At 75.9% G+C, this 20,096-nt stretch carries 19 protein-coding genes; 13 read left to right on the top strand and 6 right to left on the bottom strand.

Annotated features, from left to right (window positions below):
- Positions 1-90: 90 nt before the first annotated feature.
- Positions 91-1,074, bottom strand: a complete 984-nt coding sequence (locus IE326_RS24730; RefSeq protein ID WP_150226918.1) for a helix-turn-helix domain-containing protein — start codon at positions 1,072-1,074, stop codon at positions 91-93.
- A 151-nt stretch (positions 1,075-1,225) separates the two neighbouring features.
- On the opposite strand from IE326_RS24730, the gene IE326_RS24725 reads away from it, so the two are divergent.
- The 7 genes from IE326_RS24725 to IE326_RS24695 all read left to right on the top strand — a co-directional run bounded on the left by IE326_RS24725 (position 1,226) and on the right by IE326_RS24695 (position 8,007).
- Positions 1,226-2,638 carry an aminopeptidase P family protein gene (locus IE326_RS24725; RefSeq protein WP_190043034.1) on the top strand — a complete coding sequence of 471 codons (1,413 nt, stop codon included), beginning with the start codon at positions 1,226-1,228 and terminating at the stop codon, positions 2,636-2,638.
- Between the two features lie 155 nt (positions 2,639-2,793).
- On the top strand, positions 2,794-3,711 hold the full coding sequence (locus IE326_RS24720; RefSeq protein ID WP_150226916.1) for a glutaminase: 918 nt from the start codon (positions 2,794-2,796) through the stop codon (positions 3,709-3,711).
- Between the two features lie 155 nt (positions 3,712-3,866).
- Positions 3,867-4,073: a cold-shock protein gene (locus IE326_RS24715; protein WP_229915604.1), complete on the top strand. Its 207-nt coding sequence runs from the start codon at positions 3,867-3,869 to the stop codon at positions 4,071-4,073.
- Positions 4,074-4,410: 337 nt separating this feature from the next.
- Positions 4,411-5,853: an FAD-dependent monooxygenase gene (locus IE326_RS24710; protein ID WP_229915692.1), complete on the top strand. Its 1,443-nt coding sequence runs from the start codon at positions 4,411-4,413 to the stop codon at positions 5,851-5,853.
- Positions 5,854-6,151: 298 nt separating this feature from the next.
- Positions 6,152-6,544 (top strand): STAS domain-containing protein, encoded by a 393-nt coding sequence (locus IE326_RS24705; protein WP_190043032.1) that lies wholly within the window; start codon positions 6,152-6,154, stop codon positions 6,542-6,544.
- A gap of 303 nt (positions 6,545-6,847) precedes the next feature.
- Positions 6,848-7,456: an isochorismatase family protein gene (locus tag IE326_RS24700; RefSeq protein ID WP_190043031.1), complete on the top strand. Its 609-nt coding sequence runs from the start codon at positions 6,848-6,850 to the stop codon at positions 7,454-7,456.
- Positions 7,453-8,007, top strand: coding sequence for a GNAT family N-acetyltransferase (locus IE326_RS24695; protein ID WP_229915603.1), 555 nt, complete (start codon positions 7,453-7,455; stop codon positions 8,005-8,007). The genes IE326_RS24700 and IE326_RS24695 overlap by 4 nt, the downstream gene beginning before the upstream one ends.
- Positions 8,008-8,166: 159 nt before the next feature.
- Here the strand turns inward: IE326_RS24695 and IE326_RS24690 are convergent, their stop codons facing one another.
- Positions 8,167-8,673 (bottom strand): SUKH-3 domain-containing protein, encoded by a 507-nt coding sequence (locus IE326_RS24690; protein WP_190043030.1) that lies wholly within the window; start codon positions 8,671-8,673, stop codon positions 8,167-8,169.
- 460 nt (positions 8,674-9,133) lie between these two features.
- Positions 9,134-9,691 carry a carboxymuconolactone decarboxylase family protein gene (locus IE326_RS24685; RefSeq protein WP_150226911.1) on the bottom strand — a complete coding sequence of 186 codons (558 nt, stop codon included), beginning with the start codon at positions 9,689-9,691 and terminating at the stop codon, positions 9,134-9,136.
- A 433-nt stretch (positions 9,692-10,124) separates the two neighbouring features.
- Between IE326_RS24685 and IE326_RS24680 the strand changes: the two genes are divergently transcribed.
- Both IE326_RS24680 and IE326_RS24675 read left to right on the top strand, forming a co-directional pair.
- On the top strand, positions 10,125-10,550 hold the full coding sequence (locus IE326_RS24680; RefSeq protein WP_190043029.1) for an SSI family serine proteinase inhibitor: 426 nt from the start codon (positions 10,125-10,127) through the stop codon (positions 10,548-10,550).
- A gap of 180 nt (positions 10,551-10,730) precedes the next feature.
- On the top strand, positions 10,731-12,881 hold the full coding sequence (locus IE326_RS24675) for a SpoIIE family protein phosphatase (protein WP_190043028.1): 2,151 nt from the start codon (positions 10,731-10,733) through the stop codon (positions 12,879-12,881).
- A gap of 49 nt (positions 12,882-12,930) precedes the next feature.
- On the opposite strand, the gene IE326_RS24670 is transcribed toward IE326_RS24675, so the two are convergent.
- Together IE326_RS24670 and IE326_RS24665 are read right to left on the bottom strand one after the other, a co-directional pair.
- On the bottom strand, positions 12,931-13,551 hold the full coding sequence (locus tag IE326_RS24670) for a DinB family protein (RefSeq protein WP_150226909.1): 621 nt from the start codon (positions 13,549-13,551) through the stop codon (positions 12,931-12,933).
- Between the two features lie 122 nt (positions 13,552-13,673).
- Entirely contained in the window at positions 13,674-14,162 is a 489-nt protein-coding gene (locus IE326_RS24665; protein ID WP_150226908.1) for an Lrp/AsnC family transcriptional regulator, read from the bottom strand.
- A gap of 472 nt (positions 14,163-14,634) precedes the next feature.
- Between IE326_RS24665 and IE326_RS24660 the strand changes: the two genes are divergently transcribed.
- From IE326_RS24660 to IE326_RS24645, 4 genes are all read left to right on the top strand, one after another.
- On the top strand, positions 14,635-15,192 hold the full coding sequence (locus tag IE326_RS24660; RefSeq protein WP_150226907.1) for a GlcG/HbpS family heme-binding protein: 558 nt from the start codon (positions 14,635-14,637) through the stop codon (positions 15,190-15,192).
- A 186-nt stretch (positions 15,193-15,378) separates the two neighbouring features.
- Positions 15,379-16,101 carry an ankyrin repeat domain-containing protein gene (locus IE326_RS24655; RefSeq protein ID WP_190043027.1) on the top strand — a complete coding sequence of 241 codons (723 nt, stop codon included), beginning with the start codon at positions 15,379-15,381 and terminating at the stop codon, positions 16,099-16,101.
- Between the two features lie 178 nt (positions 16,102-16,279).
- Entirely contained in the window at positions 16,280-17,785 is a 1,506-nt protein-coding gene (locus tag IE326_RS24650; RefSeq protein WP_308440343.1) for an FUSC family protein, read from the top strand.
- 122 nt (positions 17,786-17,907) lie between these two features.
- Positions 17,908-18,972, top strand: a complete 1,065-nt coding sequence (locus IE326_RS24645; protein ID WP_229915602.1) for a lactonase family protein — start codon at positions 17,908-17,910, stop codon at positions 18,970-18,972.
- A gap of 151 nt (positions 18,973-19,123) precedes the next feature.
- On the opposite strand, the gene IE326_RS24640 is transcribed toward IE326_RS24645, so the two are convergent.
- Positions 19,124-20,041: a sirohydrochlorin chelatase gene (locus IE326_RS24640; protein ID WP_150226904.1), complete on the bottom strand. Its 918-nt coding sequence runs from the start codon at positions 20,039-20,041 to the stop codon at positions 19,124-19,126.
- Between the last annotated feature and the right edge of the window lie 55 nt (positions 20,042-20,096).

The following is a 20,096-nucleotide window of genomic DNA, read 5'->3' as shown; positions in this document are numbered from 1 at the left end:
GGCCGCTCGGAGCCGATCGTTCGGGGGTGATGGCCCAGGGGCGATCGGTCAGGGGCGGCCGCTCAGGGGCGGCCGCTCAGGTCCTGCCGTTCAGAGCCAGCCGTGCCGCTGGGCCTGGAGCGCCAGCTGGAAGCGGTTGGACGCGCCCGTCCGGGCCATCAGCACCTGGACGCGGCGGAAGAGGGTGCGGCGGCTGACGCCGATCTCCCGGGCGATCACCTCGTCGGCCGCACCCCCGGCGAGCAGCCACAGCAGCCGCCGGTCGGCCGGCGCCAGCCCGCCCGGGAGGGCGGTGCGGCCGTGGAGGGGCAGCGCGTCCCGCCAGGACTGCTCGAAGAGCGCCACCAGCGCCGACAGCAGTCCGCACGGCTGCACCACCAGCATCGTGGTGAACACGTCGGCCTCCCGGATCGACAGGGAGACCAGCGCGTACGCGTCGTCGATGATCACCAGCTTCACCGGCACCGACGGCAGCACCCGGGCCTGCTCGCCCGCCGCGACCACCGGCTCGATCGACCGCTCCAGGTGGCCCGGCTGCTCCAGCGAGGCCCGCGAGTAGACGACCCGCTGGGTGACGCCCCGGGCGAGGGTCGCGAGCGCGTCGTCGGTGGCGCCGGGGACCTTGAAGTACGGCGGCGAGTCCAGCTGCCGGATCTGCTGCCGGGCGCTCGCCCACGCCTGCCGCATCCGCGGCCCGATCGCCTCCCCGGTCACCACCTCCACCAGGTCGTCGCCGTACGCGGCCAGCCGCTGCCGCCGGAACGCCTCGAAGGCGCCGCCCACCGTGATCCGCGACTCGTCCAGCTCCGCCGCCCGGTGCCGGCCCAGGATCTCCAGGCCCGCCGCGGGCGGCACCGGCGCCACCGTCGCGCCCCCGTCGGCCGCCGGGCTCGCGAGCCCGGCGTCGACCAGCTCGCCGTACGCCGCCACCAGCGCAGGCCCGTCGAGCCCGACCGCCGCGCCGATCTCGGCCAGCGGCGCCGGGGCCCGCTCCAGGAGGGCGCGGTAGACCCGCGCCGCCGTCGCGCCGAGGCCCAGGAGCCGCAGGGCCTCACCCAGTTTCGCGTTCGCCATGCTCCCATTCTGGGCGCCGCCGGACGCCCCGGTGTCCGATCCGTGCCACTGGCACTCCCGTGCCCCCACGCGCCCCGGGAGCGGGCTACGGTCCGTGGGCCGCCGACGACCGGCGGTTCTCCCGCAGGGACTCTCGACGAAGGAGCACGACGTGGCGAAGGGTCGCAAGAACGGTCTGTACGGCGGCGTTTCCGAGGAACTCTCCGCGCTGATGCGGACCGGCTGGGCCGACACCGAACGGCACGACCTGGAGCAGGCCGAGCAGGCGCCGTACGCCGCCGCCCGGCGCGCCGCGCTCTCCGCGCGCTTCCCCGGCGAGCGCCTGGTGGTCCCGTCCGGCAACCTCAAGGTGCGGTCGAACGACGACACGTACCCCTTCCGTCCGCACTCCGCCTACGTCCACATGACCGGCGACCAGGCCCGCGACTGCGCCCTCGTCCTGGAACCGCGCGAGGACGGCGGCCACGACGCGTACGGCTACGTCCTGCCCCGCGACGGCCGCGACGACGACACCTTCTGGATCGGCTACACCGCCGAGCTGTGGATGGGCCGCCGGCTCTCCCTCGCCGAGGCCGAGCGGGTCCTCGGACTGGCCTGTCGCGACGTCCGCGAACTCCCCGGCCGGCTGGCCGCCGGCGCGGACGTGCCCACCCGGATCGTCCGCGGCGTCGACCCCGCCCTGGAGGCGGCCGTCACCACCGACGAGGAGCGGGACACCGAGCTGGAGGACGCCCTCAGCGAGCTGCGCCTCGTCAAGGACGCGTGGGAGATCGGCGAGCTCCGCAAGGCCGTCGACTCCACCGTCCGCGGCTTCACCGACGCCATCGGCGACCTCTCCACCGCCGTCGCCACCTCCGAGCGGTGGATCGAGGGCACCTTCTTCCGCCGCGCCCGCCTGGAGGGCAACTCGGTCGGCTACGGCTCCATCTGCGCCGCCGGCGAGCACGCCACGATCATGCACTGGACCTCCAACGACGGCCCGGTCCGCCCCGGCGAGCTGCTGCTCTTCGACGCCGGCGTGGAGACCCACTCCCTCTACACCGCCGACGTCACCCGCACCCTCCCCATCAGCGGCACCTTCACCCCCGTCCAGCGGCAGGTGTACGACGCCGTGTACGAGGCGCAGCAGGCCGGCTTCGACGCGGTGAAGCCCGGCGCCCCCTACCGCGCCTTCCACGAGGCGGCCCAGCGGCACCTGGCGGCGAAGCTGGTCGAGTGGGGCTTCATCGAGGGACCGGTGGACCGCGCGTACGAGCTGGGCCTCCAGCGGCGCTTCACCATGGCGGGAACCGGCCACATGCTGGGTCTCGACGTGCACGACTGCGCCTCCGCGCGGAACGAGGAGTACGTCGACGGGGTCCTGGTGCCGGGCATGGTCCTCACCGTCGAGCCCGGCCTCTACTTCCAGCCCGACGACCTGACGGTGCCCGCGGAGTGGCGCGGCATCGGCGTCCGGATCGAGGACGACCTGCTGGTCACGGAGACGGGCCACGAGAACCTGTCGGCCGGCCTGCCCCGCACCTCCGCCGAGGTGGAGGAATGGATGGCCCGCGTCGCGGGCTGACCTCCCCGGGACGCACGGGCCCGGATGTGCGGCCGGGCCCGCGCGCTCCGCCCCGGGGCGCTCCGCCCCCGGGCGCGGGGCGGCGGAGCCGCGCGTTCCGTCGTCCGGTTCCCGCCGCCGAGGACACCGGGTCGGACCGGCTGCATCATGTGATCATGATGCAGTCCTTCCTGCCCGTGCTCGAACGTGTCTTCGAGGAGATCGGGGGCCTCGCCGACCGCGGCCGCCCCGCCGACTACATCCCGGCGCTCGCCGCCGGGGACCCCGGCCTCTTCGGCATGGCCGTGGCGGAGCTGGACGGCAGCGTGTACGGGGTGGGGGAGTGGCAGCGGCCCTTCTCCACCCAGTCCGTCACCAAGGTCTTCACCCTGGCGCTCGCCCTCGCCAAGGAGGGCGACGCGCTCTGGGACCACGTGGGCCGCGAGCCCTCCGGCAACCCCTTCAACTCGCTCGTGCAGCTGGAGTACGAGCAGGGCATCCCCCGCAACCCGTTCATCAACGCGGGCGCGCTCGTCGTCACCGACCGGCTGCACCGGATGACCGGCGACGCCTCCGGCAGCCTGCGGGACCTCCTGCGCGCCGAGAGCGGCAACGACGACCTCGACTTCGACCGGGACGTCGCCGCCTCCGAGGGCGAGCACGGCGACCGCAACGCGGCCCTCGCCCACTTCATGGCCTCGTACGGCAACATCGCCACCCCCGTCCCCACCCTGCTGCGCGAGTACTTCCGGCAGTGCTCGATCGAGGCGTCCTGCGCGGACCTCGCCGTCGCCACCGGCTTCCTCGCCCGGCACGGCATCCGCGCCGACGGCAGCCGGCTCCTCACCCGCAGCCAGGCCAAGCAGATCAACGCCGTCATGCTCACCTGCGGCACCTACGACGCCGCCGGGGACTTCGCCTACCGGGTGGGACTCCCCGGGAAGAGCGGCGTCGGCGGCGCGATCATCGCCGTCGTGCCCGGCCGCTGCACCCTGTGCGTGTGGAGCCCCGGTCTCGACGCGCGGGGCAACTCGGTCGCCGGGGTCGCCGCCCTCGACCGCTTCACCACCATCACCGGCCTCTCCGTCTTCTGACCCGGTACGGCGGTCCGTTCCGGCACCGCGATCCGGCCCGGTACGGAAGGGGCGCGGCCCGGTGCGGCAGGGGTCGCGGCCCGGATGCGGAGCCGGGCCGTACGGGGTACACCTCCGGTGGGGCGCCGTGAGCGCCCGGAGCGAAGGAGGTCGCCGTGGACAACCGCACCACCGGATTCGTGAAGTCCTTCAACCGCCGCGCCGGCTACGGGTTCGTGCTGCCCGTCGGATCGGAGGAACCCGTCTTCTTCCGGGCCGAGGACGTCGAGGGCGGCGTCCGCGCCCTCTCCGAGGGGCAACAGCTCTCCTTCGTCCTGGTCCTCGGCGAGGGCCGGTTCGAGGCGCGGGAGCTGCGCACCTGACACCGGGCGGCCTCCCCCGGACGGAGCAGCGCGACGAGGCGCGGGGGCGGGAAGCGGGGGAAACGGCGAGGGCGGGGAACCACCGGTTCCTCGCCCTCTTCAACGTATAGCGCACGGGGGGCCTTGCGGCAAGGCCCCCCGAAGGGCGCAGAATCGGCGGCCTCACCGCACGACCGATGGGGGAAACACCATGTCCGACACCGCTTTCGACGCCGATGCCGCTCCGGAGCCCGGCGCCCCGTCCCCCGCACCTCGTCCCGACGCCGACCTCGATGCCGGTCCCGATGCCGGTCTCGACGCCGACGTCCTCGTGATCGGCGGCGGACCGACCGGGCTGATGCTCGCCTCCGAACTGCGCCTGGGCGGCGCGCGCCCGCTCCTCCTGGAGAAGGAGGCCGGGCCGAGCGGCTACAGCCGCGCCCTCGGACTGCACGTCCGCAGCATCGAGGTGATGGACCAGCGCGGCCTCCTCGACCGCTTCCTCGCCCGCGGGCAGCAGTACCGGGTCGGCGGCTTCTTCGCCGGCCTCGGCCCCGCCTGGCCCGAGGGGCTGGACACCGCCCACTCCTACGTCCTCGGCATCCCGCAGACCGTCACCGAGGAACTCCTCGCCGAGCACGCCCGGGAGACCGGCGTCGAGATCCGGCACGGCCACGAGCTGACCGGCCTGGCCCAGGACGCGGAGGGCGTGACGGCGGAGTTCGCCGACGGCACCCGGCTGCGCGCCCGCTGGCTGGTCGGCTGCGACGGCGGCCGCAGCACCGTCCGCGCCCTGGCCGGGATCGGCTTCCCCGGCCTGCCCGCCCGGCACGAGACGCTGATCGCGGAGGTGCGGATCGGGATCCCGTGGGAGGAGGTGGTCGCGGTGATGACCGAGGTCCGCAGGACACAGCTGCGGTTCGGCGCGATGCCGCTCGGGGACGGCTTCTTCCGGGTGGTCGTGCCCGCCGCCGGACTCTCCGGCGACCGGTCCGCGCCGACCCTCGCCGAGCTGAGGGAGCGTCTGCTCGCGGTCGGCGGCAACGACTTCGGAGTCCACGAGGCCCGCCGGCTGGCCCGCTTCGGCGACGGCACCCGGCAGGCCGAGCGGTACCGCGCGGGCCGGGTGCTGCTCGCCGGCGACGCCGCCCACGTCCACCCGCCGACCGGCGGCCAGGGGCTCAACCTCGGGGTGCAGGACGCCTTCAACCTCGGCTGGAAGCTGGCCGCCGAGGTGCGCGGGCAGGCCCCGGAGGGGCTGCTCGACACGTACCACTCCGAGCGCCACCCGGTCGCCGCCGCCGTGCTCGACAACACCCGCGCGCAGATGGAGCTGATGTCCGAGGAGCCCGGGGCACGGGCCGTGCGCCGGCTGGTCGCCGAACTGATGGACTTCGAGGAGGTCAACCGGCACCTCATCGGGAAGATCACCGCGGTCGACGTCCGCTACGCCTGCGGCGGGGAGGGGGAACACCCCCTGGTCGGCCGGCGGCTGAGGGACGTCCCGCTGAAGGAGGGACGACTGTACGAGGCGGCGCGCACCGGCCGCGGCCTCCTGCTCGACCGCACCGGCACGCTCGCGGCGGAGGGCTGGGAGGACCGGGTGGACCGCGTCGTCGGGGCGGACGGAGCGGCGGACGCCGGGACGGAGGACGGGGCGGACGCCGGCGCGGGGGACCCGCTGGCCGGGGTGCCGGCGGCGCTGCTGCGCCCGGACGGGCACGTCGTCTGGGTCGGCGACGACCCGGCGGAGCTGCGCGCCCGCCTGGAGCGGTGGTTCGGGGCCCCGGCCGCGTCCTGAGCCCGTACGCCGGTCCGCCCCCGTTCTCAGGGGAGGGGCGGACCTCCCGGGAGGGTATGAACCTCTCGGGAAAGGACGAACATCTCAGGAGATGACGAACATCTCGGGAGGGGGCGAACATCTCGGGAGAGGGCGGACCTCCCCGGAAGGGGGGGGCGGACCGGCGTACGCCTGTCCGACAAACCCACGGGCGCCCCTTCACTGGATCAGGTGACTGAGGGGGAGGCGAAACGTCCCTTCCGCATCTCCTCCGGCCACGCTCGACCTGACACTTGGACCCATCCCTGTGGAGCGTCCGATGCAGCTGATCCCCCGCCACGACCCGCACCTCACCGTCCGCACGGCCGGCGGACTGACCGTCGCCGTCCTCCGCGGCGAACTGGACCTCGTCCTGGTCCGCCACCTGCGGCCCGAACTCGACGCCCTCGTCCGCGAGGCCGCCGCCCTCGCCGTCGACATCCGCCCGCTCGGCTTCTGCGACGCCACCGGCCTCGGCCTGCTCGCCCACTGCGCCCGCAGCGCCCGCGGGCGCGGGGCGCACTGGCAGCTCGTCTGCGACCAGCCGTGGATCCTCCGCCTGGTCCGGCTCACCGGCCTCGACGAGCTGCTCCGCCCCCGGCCCCTCCTGGCGCCGCCGCCCGCACCGCCCCTGCCGGCCGGTCCCCGCGCCCGCGCGGAGCACCCCGTCTGAGGCCCCCGATACGGCCGCCGCCCCTCGCGGAGGAGGGAACGGCGGCTCCGCGCGGCCGGCCCACCGCCCCCTCCTCCGCCCCGGTCGAGGCCGGACCCTCGACCGCCGCATCGCACCGCACCGCCGTGCGGGGCCGGGCCCGCCAGTGCCTGGACGCCTGCCCCCCGCTCCCCGCCCTCGCTCCCCGCCCTCGCCTTCGTGGTGCCGCACGCCGCCACGTGCGCCGTCGGTTCCACCGTTCCGCCGGTGCTGCTGGGGGGAAACTCCGTGGAGCGGCCGGGGCGGGCACGTGATGATGACCGGATGACCGCGCAGACGCTCCCGCCCGTGGACACCCTCATCGTCGTCGACGTCCAGTCCGCCTTCGTCACCGGCGACGGCGCCGTGCCCGACGCCGCCCGGCTCGTCGACCGCACGGCCGGACTGCTCGCCCGCGCCCGCGCCGCCGGCGCGCTCGTCGTCCACCTCCAGAACGACGGGCCGCCCGGCGCCGAGGACGAACCCCACACCCCCGGCTGGGAGTTGCACCACCCCGTCGTCCCCGGGCCCGCCGAGGCCGTCGTCCGCAAGCCGTACGACGACGGCTTCCGGGAGACCGGCCTCGGCGACCTGCTCGCCGGACACGGCACCCGGGCCGTCGCCGTCTGCGGGGTGATGTCGGAGATGTGCGTCCAGGCCACCGCCCGGACGGCCCTGGAGCGCGGCTACCGGGTCGTCGTGCCCTTCGACGCCCACGCCACCCAGGACTGCCCGGCCGTCCCCGGCGTCGCGGACGCCGTCCCGGCGGCCGTGGTCTCCCGGGTGGCCGCCTACGCCCTCGGCTCCGACGCCGAGGTCACCGCCCCGGCCGCCGCCGTCTCCTTCACCGCCCCGGGGGCCTCCGGGGACGGTGTGCGAGGATCGGCCGCGTGACCGCCCCCCTCCAGCACCGCCCGGCCGGCGAAGCCGACCTCGCCACCCTCGTACGCCTCCGCGACGACGCGGCCCGCTGGATGCTGGCCCGGGGCGTCACCGGCCAGTGGCGGCCCGGGGAACTGGGCGAGGACCACTTCCGGCGGATCATGGAGCACGGCGAGGTCTGGCTCGCGGAGGGCGGCGGACGGGTCGTCGGCGCCTGGGAACTGTGGTGGGACGACGAGGCGGCCTGGGGGCCGCAACCGCCCGTCGCCGGCTACGTCCACCGGCTCATGGTGGACCGCGCCGCCGCCCCCGGCACGGGCCGACTGCTGCTGGCCGCCGCCGAGGCCCGGGTGGCCGGGACCGGCCGGACCCGGGTACGCCTGGACTGCCTCGCCTCCAACCCGAAGCTCACCGACTACTACCTGCGGGCCGGCTACCGGCTCGTCGGCCGCAAGGACGGCAAGCCCCAGCCGGGCGGTCCCGCGAAGTCCTTCGCCCTCCTGGAGAAGGAACTGCCCGCCCCCGCAGCCTCCTGGGACCTGTCCGGTCGAACGAGTCCGTAGCCGGACGGCCGGGGCCGCCGCTGTAGCGGTGCCGAGGCGGACGCGGCCGCGCTTGTCGTGGCGAGTGGCGACGGCCCGGTGCCGCTTCAGACGCTTGACCGACGGCCGCAGCCGTTCCCGCTCGGCATCACCCCGCTCACCCCGACGGAATCGGGAGCCTCACCTGGGCCACGGTCTCATCCCGTGGGAGGCGTGAAGGCAGACCAGTGGGCGATTCGCACTCACCATGAGGTCCAGCGCCTCGCCGGGCGTACTGCGGAGGTCCCAGATCAGGCCGTCCGCGTACGCGACCACAGCTCCGTCCTGGCGCATGAACACGTGCGAGTAGCTGAGCCACCAGCCGAGGGGGAACCACGAGCCGCCCAGGACGGAGCCGATCTCCAGGGACTCGTCCCGGTGCCTGCTTCCGGCGCCGACCGGGTCGACGAAGAACGGCTCCCCGTTGATGAAGTTGGGGCCGTCCTCACGGGCCGGACCGACCTTCAGACCCCGGAACTCCTCGAGGAAGGAGGTCGCCACCGCACTCGGGACGTACCCCTGTGTCTCCAGGGACCGGATCTCGGGGGTCACATCGAGCCGCCGCTCGGGCGTCCAGCCGGCCAGCCGCAGGGCGGTGACCGTCTCCGGACACAACCCGGAGGTGAAGCCCGCCGACTCCCCGCGCATCAGCAGATCACCTCCAAGGCGTCCAGTACGCGACGGCACCCCTTGCGCGGACCGGCCGGGGAACCGCGGTCGCCCTTCTCGGTGTCGCTGACGTGCGCCGTGGTCATGTTCCCCCCCCGGGCGCCCGCCCGTGCCCTCGCGCGCGAACGCCTTGCTCAGGCACTGCATCTCCGCGCGACCACCGTTCTTCGGGCGGCCCTGCTCGGCGAAGGGCTTCGCCATCTCGCCCGGAGGCGTGACGGGTTCCTTGTCGTCCGGCCGACAGACGTGACCGGTCTGCGAAGTGTATTCGGCCGCGTAGTCGCTCCCCCCTCTCACCACGGTCGGCCCGCTCCTCGAGCGACGCCTCTCCGCAGTCGTGGACGAGGACCGGCCGGCACCGGCACATCACCCCGGCCATGCCGGCCCCGGCCTTCCCGACCGCTCTCGCGCCGGACGTACACCGCCCCGCACCGGAGTACTAGCTCCCCTCCTCGCTCTCCTCCCCGGCGTCCGGCTGGATGCCGGCGAGGAGGTTGAAGGCGCCGGTCAGCAGGTTGAGGCTGACCACCCCGACCACCTCGGCGACGACCCGGTCGCTCCAGCCGTGCGCCCGCACCTCGGCGACGTCCGCGTCACCGAGCGCGGAGGGCTCGGCGAGCACCTTGAGCGCGAGGGCGATGAGGGCGGCCTCGCGAGGATCGGTGGAAGTGCCCTGGCGGGCCAGGGCGATGTCGGACCCGCTCAGCCCGGCCGCCCGGCCGGCCGCCTCGTGCGCCTCGCGGCAGGTGCCGCAGCCGATCCACTCCTGCACCGCGAGCGACAGCTTCTCGCTCAGCGCGCGCGGGATCTTCACCCGCTTCATCGCGCGCGACAGGCTCAGGTAACCCTCGATCATCGCCGGCGAGTTGGCCATCGTGGACACCATCTCGCCCGCCGAGCCGTGCCGTTCGACGATGTCCCCGAGCAGTTCGCGGGCCCGCCCCTGGGCCTGGTCGGGGGTGAGTGCCGGCAGGCGGCGGGTGCTGGTCGTGGTCATGCGCTCCTCCTCTTTATACCCGTGGGGGGTATAACGGGGGAGGGGTGGAGATCGTTCCCGGCTCCGGGATCCGCCTCCGGAATCCGGAGCCGGCACTCGGATCCGGGATCCGGGATTCGCTCTCCCCTGCGGCGGCCGTCACGCGGCGTGCGCGTCACGGGGTCTCAGGACCAGGCGGGACGGGCCGTGGAAGGCCCGGTCCGGGCCCTTCGGGGAATCCCCGGGAACCTGCGCGCAGCGCCCACCGGACCGTCCGCCACCCCGCCGGAATCGGCCCCCGGGTCACTGGTCCCGGCCCCGCCCGGAGCCCCCGGTGCGGCGGCTTCACGCCGCCGGCGCGGGGGTGGAGGCTGGCGAGTCCTTGCCACCGCCCCGAACCCTGGGCCAACGCCTTTCCCAGTGACCGCCGGGGCGCACGGCTCGTTGACCGGACATGATCACGCACCTCCCCGCCGCCCTCCTGTCCGCCCTCCTCCTCGCCGCTCCCACCGCGGGCCCCGCCCCCACCACGGGCGGCGCCCCCGCCACCACCCTCCGCCTGACCGTCACCGGCCCCGCTCCCGCCACCACCGCCCCGACCCCCGAAGGCGCCGCCCCGGCCGCGCCCGCCTCGCGGACCGTCATCCTCCGCTGCGACCCGGCGGGCGGCGGCCACCCCCGCGCCGAGGCGGCCTGCGCCGACCTGCACGCCTCCCAGGGGCGCGTCGACCGCGACTCCGACATCGCCTGCGTCCTCCTCTACGACCCCGTCGAGGTCCGCGCCGAAGGCGTCTGGCGCGGCCGTCCGGTCTCCTTCGCCCGCGAGTACGGCAACAGCTGCGAACTGGGAGCCCGCACGGGCGCCGTCTTCTCCTTCTGAGCCTTCCGCGTCGGGAAAACGGCCCCCGGCCCCTATGTCCACTCCCCCCGCCCCACCGCCTCCCCGCCCCACCGGTGCGCAGCCGATCGGCCGCGCACCGCAAGCCCCCCGACGGCACCTCGGCTAGGGTGATTCGACAGGGATTGCCCTCCGGGGCCAGGCCGATGCGTAGGTCGATGCGTGGACGCTCATCAGTCGTCACCGAGCAGGGTTCCGCAGCCGCCGCGGGCGGCCGTCGGGGACGCGGGCGTGCTCCGGGAACTGCTCCCGATCGCCCTGTGGCGCGAGGATGCCGAGGGCCGCATCGTCGAGTGGTCGCTCGCCGCGCAGGACCTCCTGGGCCACCGCCCCGAGCACGTCCTCGGCGTCCCCGCCTCCCCGCTCCTCGTGCCCGACGCCAACCGCGAGCTCGCCGAACGGCTCACCCGCCGGGTCCAGGCGGGCGAGACGATGGTGGGCACCCTCCCGGTCCGCCACCGCGACGGACACACGGTCCCCATGGAGATGTGGATCGTGCCCGCCGCCGACCCCACGGGGCGGCCCGGCGCCATGCTCATCGCCGTCGAGACCTCCGAGGTCCTGCGGATGCGGGAGAACCTCGCGGCGATGGAGAGCCTCTTCACCCAGTCGCCCATAGGGCTCGCCCTCCTCGGCCCCGACCTGCGCTTCCTGCGGGTCAACGACGCCCTGGCGCGGATGAACGGCGTCACCGCCGCCGAGCACGTCGGCCGGCGCCTCACCGAGGTCGTGCCCGGGGTCAACGCCGTCGCCCTGGAGCACCTGATGCGGCAGGTCCTCGCCACCCGCGAGCCCGTCGTCGACGCCCGCCGGGTCGGCCGCACCCCCGCCGACCCCGACCGCGACCACATCTGGTCCTGCTCCTACGCCCCCCTGATCGACCGGGGGGCCCGCCCCGGCACCGGCGCCTTCCCCGGGACCGCCCCCTCCGACGGCCCCCTCGACGGCTCCGCCGACCCCGCCGCCGGGCGGTCCGGGGGCCGTCCCCTCGGGATCATCGCCTCCCTCGTCGACATCACCGAGAGCCAGGAGGCGCACATCGAGGTCGAGCGGGCCCGGCACCGCTTCGCGCTCCTCGCCGAGGCGGGCGCGCGCATCGGCACCACCCTCGACCTGCGGCAGACCGCGGAGGAGGTGGTCCGCTTCCTCGTGCCGCAGCTCTGCGACTCCGCCGACGTGCAGATGCTGGAGGCCGTCCTCGAACCCGACGACCCGGCCGCCTCCTCCCGGGGCGTGCTGCGCCGCATCGCCGCCGTCTTCCCCGAGCCGGTGCCGCCCAGCCCGCTGCTGGGCCCCGGCCAGACCTTCCAGCTGCCCGCCGGCTCCGCGTACGAGCGGCTGGTCCTCGACGGCCGGCCCACCTTCCTCGGCGACGCCGACATCCCGGTCCTCTTCCCGGGCAAGGCCGCCGAGTCGCTGCGCGACTACCTGTCGACCCGCTTCGGCTCCGCCCGCACCGTGCCGCTCGTCGCCCGCGGCCAGGTCCTCGGCGCCGTCACCGTCACCCGGCTCAGGACCCGCGAGCCCTTCGACGACCAGGACGCGGTGCTCATCGACGAGGTCGTCGCCCGGGCCGCGCTCAACATCGACAACGCCCGGCTCTACACCACCCAGCGCGCCGCCGCCCTTGCCCTCCAGCGCAGCCTCACCAACAGCGAGCTGCCCGCCGTCACCGGCCTCGAACTCACCGGCCGCTACCTCCCGGCCAGCGCGCACGACGTCGGCGGCGACTGGTTCGACGTGATCGCCCTGCCCGGCGGCCGGACCGGGCTCGTCATCGGCGACGTGATGGGCCACGGCATCCACGCGGCGGCCGTCATGGGCCAGCTCCGCACCGCCGTGCGGACCCTGGCCCGCCACGACATCCCGCCCGCCGAGATGCTGCGCTCCCTCGACGCGGTCGTCGCCGACCTCGGCGAGGACACGATGGCGACCTGTCTGTACGCCGTGCACTCCCCGGCCACCGAGAGCTGGACGATCGCCCGCGCCGGCCATCTGCCGCCCGCCGTCGTCACGCCCGGCGGGGAGGTCTCCTTCCTCCGGAGCCCGCCCGGCACCCCGCTCGGCACGGGTGCGCACGCCTTCGGCACGGAGGAGCTCCTCCTGCCGCCCGGCGGTCTGCTCGTGCTCTACACGGACGGGCTGATCGAGGCCCGGGACCGCGACCTCGACGAGGGGATGCGCCAGCTGGGCCTCGCCCTCGGCCGGGCCGACGGCCCCCTGGAGGAGGTGTGCGACGGCGTCCTGGCCCGGCTCCTCGTGGGCCCCGCCCAGGACGACGTGGCCCTCGTCCTCGCCCGCACCACCGCCTGAGGGCCGGCGGCCTCGCCCGACCGCCGTCCCCCCCGGGGCGGTCCGGCCGTCAGACGGCGAGGATCCGGTACAGGTCCCGCAGGAGCGCGATCTCGGCGCCGTGGTGCAGGAGTTCCTGGTTGACCCACCACACGACCTCCAGGAACGGTTCCTCGGCGTCGCCCCCGTGCGGATAGGTGCAGTGCCCCACCCGGTCCAGGGCCTCGTCGTCGGCGGAGAGCAGCGCCGCGCGCCACGCCCCGGCGGCCCGGTCGAAGGCGGCGATCGCGCCGGCCGCGTCACCGGCCGCGCGGTAGTCGTCGCGGGTCAGGGAACGGGTGCCGTTCGTGTGGTCGGCGCGGAGCTCCAGCAGCTCGCTCAGATGGGTCAGCCGCCAGGCGAGGGTGGTGAACGGCGGCGGCACGGGGTGCGGGTACGAGGCGGTCTCCCGGCCCCACTCGCCGGCACCGGTCAGGAACTCGCCCGCCGGGCCCGGCCCGTCCGCCCACCGCCGCACCGACCAGCAGCCGGGCGCGGGCTCCCACAGGTACTCGGCGTCGGTCATCGGCCCCACCGGCACGTCCGTGCCGTTGCCGCTGTTCACCACCGGCCCGGACAGACGGTCCGTCAGCCGCTGCCGGGCGAAGTCGAATTCGGCGAGGAGGGGGAGGAGACGGGAGGGTATCGCCACGGTACGGCTCCGATGCGCGGGGGACAGGCCGCCCGTACCCTGCCACGCCGCCCCCGGCCCCCGCACCCGGATTTACGGTCCCGGGCGGCGCCCGCCCGGCGACCGCCGCCGTCCCGGCCCCGCTACTGCCGCCGCCCCGGGCCCCCGCTCCGCCCCATCGACTCCACCAACGGCAGCATCCGGTGCGCGACCCGCTCGCGCAGCGCGATCTCGGTGCGGGTCCTGACCACCCCCGGCAGCCGGATCAGCCGCTGGATGACGTCCTCCAGGTGGCCCGCGTCCCGGGCCACCACCCGGGTCAGCAGGTCGCCCCCGCCGGTGATGGAGAAGGCCTCGACGATCTCCGGGACGGAGGCGAGCGCGTCGCCCACCTCGTCGAGGTGGCCCTGGGTGACCTCCACGTGCACGAAGGCCAGCACCGGATGCCCGAGCGCGGCGGGAGAGAGGACCGGTCCGGTGGCCGTGATGACCCCGTCGCGTTCGAGCCGGTCGATGCGTGCCTGTACGGTGCCCCGGGCGACGCCCAGGATCCGCGCGTACTCCCGCACGCTGGTGCGCGGCTGTTCGATCAGGAGCCGCAGGATGCGGGTGTCGAGTTCGTCCACCGCCATGGCGTGCCGGCCTCCCCGTGCCCGCCGGGGCGGAGCCGTCCCGGCGCGTCGTGTCGCCCGGCGGGACGATCCGCCGGAACGGTCCCGACTGTCCGGAACGGAGCCGACTGTACCGAGCGGGGGACCGGCCGCCGCCGAGGGGCACGCCCCTCCGCGCACCCCGGGACGCTCCCCCTCCGCGCACCCCGGGGTGTTCCCCTCCGCGTACTCCCGGGGCCCCTCCTCCTCGTCCCCCCCCGCGTACCGCCTCCGGACCGCTCCGGGGTCGTCCGATCGGTCGACCCCCCGGTCCGCCGGGCGGAGCCGCACGGGCAGCCGCCGGGCCGACCGTACGGGCCCCTCCCCGCACCCAGGATGGATGTCGGAGCGGGACGGCGAGAACGGCCTCCCGGCCTCCCGGATCCCGGTGACCGCCGGCCGATCCCGCCCCCCCGTCCCGTCCCGTCCCGTTCTTCGCGAGGAGTGTCCGACCATGAAGCAGATCTCGAAGCGTGCCCGTGTCCTGACCGGCGGCGCGGCCCTGGTCGCCCTGGGCGCCGGCGCCTTCGGCGCGGTCTCGGCGAACGCCGCGACCCCGGCCGCCGCCCCGGCCGCGGTGGTCAAGGCCGACGCGAAGAACAAGAACACCACCACCAGCACCCACCTGACGATCGACGCCGCCACCAAGGCCGCCCGGGCCGCCCTGGACGCCGCCGAGAAGGAGAACCAGCGCGTCTCCGTCGCCGTCGTCGACCGCAACGGCAACACCCTCGTCACCCTGCGCGGCGACGGCGCCGGCCCGCAGTCCTACGAGTCCGCCGAGAAGAAGGCGTACACGGCCGTCTCCTGGAACGCGCCGACCACCGAGCTGGTCAAGCGCCTGGAGCAGGCCCCGAACCTGAAGGACATCCCCGGCACCCTCTTCCTCGGCGGCGGCGCCCCCGTCACCGCGAAGAACGCCCCCATCGCCGGCATCGGCGTCGCGGGCGCCCCCTCCGGCGACCTCGACCAGAAGTTCGCCCAGGCCGGCGTGGACGCCCTCGCCGAGTAGGCGCCCAGGGCCCGCCCGCCCGACGGCGTCCGGTCACGCCCGACCGGACGCCGTCGGCCCGCGCCCCGGGGCCGTGCGCTCCGTCCGCCGCACGGCCCCGGTCCGGCGCGCCCGCGCGCCCCCCCGTACAGCCTCCCCGCCCCCGTACGACCTCCCGCGCCCGCCGACGATCCGGAGGAGACCGCCGTGACCGCTGTGACCGCCGCACCCCACCACCGGCTCCTCGCCGCCGCCCGCCGGGGCGACGCCGCGGGCGTCCGCGCCGCACTCGCCGACGGCGCCCGGACCGAGACCCGCGACGAGGAGCTGCGCTCCCCGCTGCTGCTCGCCGTGCTCGGCGACCACGTCGAGGCCGCCCGCGCGCTCGTCGCCGCCGGCGCCGGCGCCAACGCGCGGGACGCCCGGCACGACAGCCCCTGGCTGGCCACCGGCGCCACCGGCAGCGTCGCCATGCTGCGGGTGCTGCTGGCCGCCGACCCCGCCCCCGACTTCCGGCTGACCGACCGCTTCGGCGGCACCAGCCTCATCCCCGCCGCCGAACGCGGCCACGCGCCGTACGTCCGGGCCGTCCTGCGGGACACCCCGGTCGACGTCGACCACGTCAACGACCTCGGCTGGACCGCGCTCCTGGAGGCGGTCATCCTCGGCGACGGCGGCCCCGCCCACCAGAAGGTCGTCGCGCTGCTGCTCGCCGCGGGCGCCGACCCCGGTCTCGCCGACGCGTACGGCACCACCGCCCTGGAGCACGCCGAGCGGCGCGGCCACACCGTGCTCGCCGCCCTCCTGCGCAAGGCCCCGGTGGCCCCGGCCGGTCCCGTCCGACCTGGTCCGTCGGCCCACCACCGGGCCAGTTCGACGCGCGAGGACCAGGCCAATGGCACAGTCCCCCGAGGGCGATTTGAGCCATGAGCCCGGTCGGTGTTTCTCTTGGTCCATCAGACAACTTCGGCGCCGCAGCGCCGGGACGGCGACGAGGCCGCCCGGACCGCGGCGCCTTCGTCATGTCGTGCGCGCCCCACCACCCCCGGGGCAGGGCGCACGGCGGGCGACCGGCAAGACGAGGGGGCGGCCGACCGCCGTGAAGAGGATTTTCGTGGCTCCGGACCCGGGGCTCCTCCGGCTCAGGACCGGTCTGCGCGCCGTGCTCGGCATCGCGCTCGCGGTGACCGTCGCGGAGCTGGCCGGTTTCTCGCTCACCGCGTCGATCACGGGAGGACTGGCGGCGCTGCTCGCCCTCTTCACCGTCACCGACGCCACCGTCCGCCGCCAGGCCGTCACCACCCTGCTGCTGCCGCTGGCCGGCTTCCCGGTCCTCGCCCTGGCCACCCTGCTGCACGACCACGCCCCGCTGCGGGACGCGGCCTTCCTGCTCGTGGTCCTCGGCGGCGTCTACGCCCGGCGCTGGGGCCCGCGCGGCCACGCCCTCGGCATCTTCGCCTTCATGAACTTCTTCAGCACCCAGTTCCTGCACGCCGTGCCGGGCCAGCTCCCCGAGCTGTACGCGGCCGTGGGCATCGCCCTCGCGGCGGCCGGGACGGTGCGCTTCGCGCTCTGGCCGATCGAGCGGCGCACCCCGCCGCCCGCCGCTCCCGCCCCGCTGCCGGGCACCGGTCTCGCCCGGATCACCACCCGGCAGGCGATCCAGGCCACCGCCGCCTGCGCCGTCGCCCTCGGCATCGGCCAGGTGCTCTCCGAGGACCGCTGGTACTGGGCCGTCGGCACCACCTGGTGGATCTTCGTGAACACCGTCTCCCGGGGCGAGACGCTGGTCCGCGGCTTCCGCCGCTTCCTCGGCACGCTCCTCGGCATCGCCGTCGGCATGGTCGTCGCGCTACCGCTGCACGGCGCCCCGCTGCCCACCGCCCTCCTGGTGGCCGTCTGCGTCTTCGGGATCTTCTACACCGCGCCGCTCTCCTACAGCTGGATGATGCTCTCGGTCACCGTGATGGCCGGCCTGCTGTACGGGCTCCTCGGCGTCCTCGACCCGGCGCTCCTCGTGCTGCGCCTGGAGGAGACCGTCGTCGGCGCGGTCTGCGCGGCCCTCGCCGTCCTGCTGATCCTCCCGGTCACCACCCACGCCATCAACGACGCCTGGATCCAGCGCGCCCTGCGGGCCGTGCACGCCGCCACCGCCGCCTCCGAGCGGCGCCTCGCCGGCGAGGAGGCCGCCGACCCTAGCCCGCACGTCGCCGAGCTCGACCTGCTGCTCGGCCGGGTGCGGCTCTCCGTCGCCCCGCTGGTCCATCCGCTGAGCCCCTTCCGGGAGCGCAAGGAGCGGGCCCGCCGGGTCCTCGCCCTGCTCGACGAGTGCGCGGCGGAGGTGCGCGGCCTCGCGGCGGTCGCGGCCGACCCGGACGCCAGCCACGACGCCCGGCTCGCCGCCGCCTGCTGGCGGGTCGAGGCGGCCGTCGAGGGCCTCACCTCGCCCCGCACGCCGAAGCCCGCGCCCGCGGTCGCCGTCGAGCCCGAGACCACGGCCCACCCGGCGCCCGCCCCGGCCGCGCTCGGGCACGTCAGCGGTCTGGAGCGGCTGCTCGCCGCCCTCGACGAGCCCCTCAAGGCCCCGCCCGGCTCGCTCCTCGTCCGGTCCTGACGGAGGCCCGCCCCCGGCGGACCGGGCGTGGGCCGACGGGTGATCGAACTTGGTCTAGACCGCCTGCTAACGTCGCCCCGAGACGGCCGGTCACCGCGACCGGCCCGGGGCAGGGAGGCGCCGTGGGCGGGACCGACGAGACACGTGGGCAGGGAGCGACGGAGCGGGTGCGGGCCTACCTCGGCTCCTTCACCTCGGCCGGCGGCCGAGGGGTGCTCGCCGCCGACGTCGACCCGGAGACCGGCGCGCTCACCGTCACCGGAGCCACCGACGCCGTCGCCGACCCGTCCTACCTGACCCTCGCCGACGGAGTCCTGTACGCGGTCTCCGAGACCGCGCCGGGCGCCGTCGCCGCCTTCGCCCCCGGCGGGCCCGCGCCGCGCCCGCTCGGCGCCCCCGCGCCCGTCGACGGCTCGGGCCCCACCCACCTGTCCCTCGCCGGGGGCCACCTCCTCACCGCCAACTACACCTCCGGCAGCGTCAGCGTCCTGCCGCTGGCCGGGGACGGCACCCCCCGCCCCGCCGCCGCCGTCCTCCACCACGAGGGCGGCGGTCCGGTCGCCGACCGGCAGGAGGCGCCCCACGCCCACCAGGTCCTGCCGGACCCGAGCGGACGCTGGGCGGTCAGCGTGGACCTCGGCACCGACTCCGTGCGGGTCTGCGCCCTCGACCCCGCCACCGGCGCCCTCCGGGTCCACCGGGAGACCGCCCTGAGGCCCGGCTACGGCCCGCGCCACCTCGCCTTCCACCCGGCCGGCGGCCACGCCTACGTGGTCGGCGAGCTGGAGCCCGCCGTCACCGTCTGCCGCTGGGACGCCGAGGAGGGCGAGCTGACGCCGCTGGCCGAGATCCCGCTCGTCGCCACGGGCTCCGCCGGACCGGCGTACCCCTCCGCGATCGTCGTGGCGCCCGACGGACGGTTCCTGTGGGTGGCCGTGCGCGGCACCGACACGATCGCCGTCCTCGTCCTCTCCCCGGCGGGCGACGAGGCGATCCGCTCCGCCGCCGTCCCCTGCGGCGGCGCCTGGCCCCGTGACCTGGCCCTCGACCCGTCCGGGCGGCGGCTGTACGCGGCGAACGAGCGGTCCGGCGACGTCACCTGGTTCGACGTCGACCCGCAGAACGGCACCCCGGTCCGCTCCGGCTCCGTGGAAGCCCCGGCGGTCACCTGCGTCGTCTTCGGCTGACAGCAGCACAAGCCGCACAGCCCCACCGTCGGCCGTCAGCCACCGGTGGGTCCCGGCCGCCGGGAGGCGCGCGCGGGCCGCGCGGAGACGCGGGAAGGGCCCGTGCCGGACGGATCGTCCGGCACGGGCCCTTCCTCGTGGTGCGGGGGCGTCAGAGCGCGGGGGCCGCGCCCTGCTGCGCGAGGCCCAGTGAGGCCGCGTACTGCGACGCCACCAGCTTGCCGAGCGCCGGGTAGGCGCCCAGGGCCTCGGCCGCCGGGCAGCCGGCCTCCTTCGACGCCTCGTCGAGCAGGCCCTCGGCCAGCTCCGGGCCGATCAGGTACGGGGCGAGCGCCAGCTGCACCGAGCCCGCCTCGCGCAGCTGCTCGGCCACGGAGGCGATGGAGCCCTCCTGGTCGAGCGCGGCGGCCATCACCGGCACGGCGAGCCGGGCCGCGAGCAGCATGCCCGTGATGCCGGCGGCCTGCACGGCCTCCTCGCCGCCGACCGTGGCCAGGACGATGCCGTCCGCGGCGGTGGCGACGGTGAACAGCCGGGCGCGGTCGGCGCGGGCCAGGCCCGCCTCCGACAGGCGCACGTGCAGCGCCTCGGCGAGCAGCGGGTGCGGGCCGAGCACGTCGGCCAGCTCGGCGGTGTTGCCGCCGTCCATGACGGCCTGGCGGATCTGGCGCATGACGGCGCTGTCCGGGCCCGCGAGCAGCGGGACGACGACCGCGGCCGGGCCCTCCGGGGCCCCGACCTCGCGGCCGGCCGCGACGGCGATCCGGTACCGCTCCTCGCGCAGCTCCGCGGCGGCGGTCAGCACGCCGGCGAGCGTCGGGTACTCCGCGCCGTCACCGTCCACGAAGCCGATCGCGGCCTCCAGGCCGGGCAGCTCGGACCGGGCGATGCTCACCAGCTCCTCGGCCAGCGCGCGTATGGCGGCCGAAGGCGTGCCGGGGACGGCGAGCACCAGGGCGGGAGCGCCCTCGGGCGCCGCCGCCGGGTCGGGGCGACGGTGCCGCCCGGACGGGCGGGGGCGCGGCATTCGTACAGGCAGGCCGTTGGCGGGCCCAGTGGGGGAGCTCATGGCGCCGCATGCTACTGGCTTTGCGGACGGCGGCGTTCGGTGAGGTACGACCCCG

This window comes from Streptomyces filamentosus (assembly GCF_014654895.1).
GTDB classification, from domain to species: domain Bacteria; phylum Actinomycetota; class Actinomycetes; order Streptomycetales; family Streptomycetaceae; genus Streptomyces; species Streptomyces filamentosus.
The sequence above is the reverse complement of the archived record's forward strand: the minus strand, read 5'-3'. Positions and strand labels throughout refer to the sequence as shown.

Excerpts from the sequence above, each read along its gene's own strand:
- IE326_RS24730 (WP_150226918.1), bottom strand. The coding sequence starts at position 1,074 with ATGGCGAACGCGAAACTGGGTGAGGCCCTGCGGCTCCTGGGCCTCGGC.
- IE326_RS24720 (WP_150226916.1), top strand. The coding sequence starts at position 2,794 with ATGATGCAGTCCTTCCTGCCCGTGCTCGAACGTGTCTTCGAGGAGATC.
- IE326_RS24710 (WP_229915692.1), top strand. The coding sequence starts at position 4,411 with ATGCTCGCCTCCGAACTGCGCCTGGGCGGCGCGCGCCCGCTCCTCCTG.
- IE326_RS24705 (WP_190043032.1), top strand. The coding sequence starts at position 6,152 with ATGCAGCTGATCCCCCGCCACGACCCGCACCTCACCGTCCGCACGGCC.
- IE326_RS24700 (WP_190043031.1), top strand. The coding sequence starts at position 6,848 with ATGACCGCGCAGACGCTCCCGCCCGTGGACACCCTCATCGTCGTCGAC.
- IE326_RS24690 (WP_190043030.1), bottom strand. The coding sequence starts at position 8,673 with ATGCGCGGGGAGTCGGCGGGCTTCACCTCCGGGTTGTGTCCGGAGACG.
- IE326_RS24685 (WP_150226911.1), bottom strand. The coding sequence starts at position 9,691 with ATGACCACGACCAGCACCCGCCGCCTGCCGGCACTCACCCCCGACCAG.
- IE326_RS24680 (WP_190043029.1), top strand. The coding sequence starts at position 10,125 with ATGATCACGCACCTCCCCGCCGCCCTCCTGTCCGCCCTCCTCCTCGCC.
- IE326_RS24665 (WP_150226908.1), bottom strand. The coding sequence starts at position 14,162 with ATGGCGGTGGACGAACTCGACACCCGCATCCTGCGGCTCCTGATCGAA.
- IE326_RS24660 (WP_150226907.1), top strand. The coding sequence starts at position 14,635 with ATGAAGCAGATCTCGAAGCGTGCCCGTGTCCTGACCGGCGGCGCGGCC.
- IE326_RS24640 (WP_150226904.1), bottom strand. The coding sequence starts at position 20,041 with ATGAGCTCCCCCACTGGGCCCGCCAACGGCCTGCCTGTACGAATGCCG.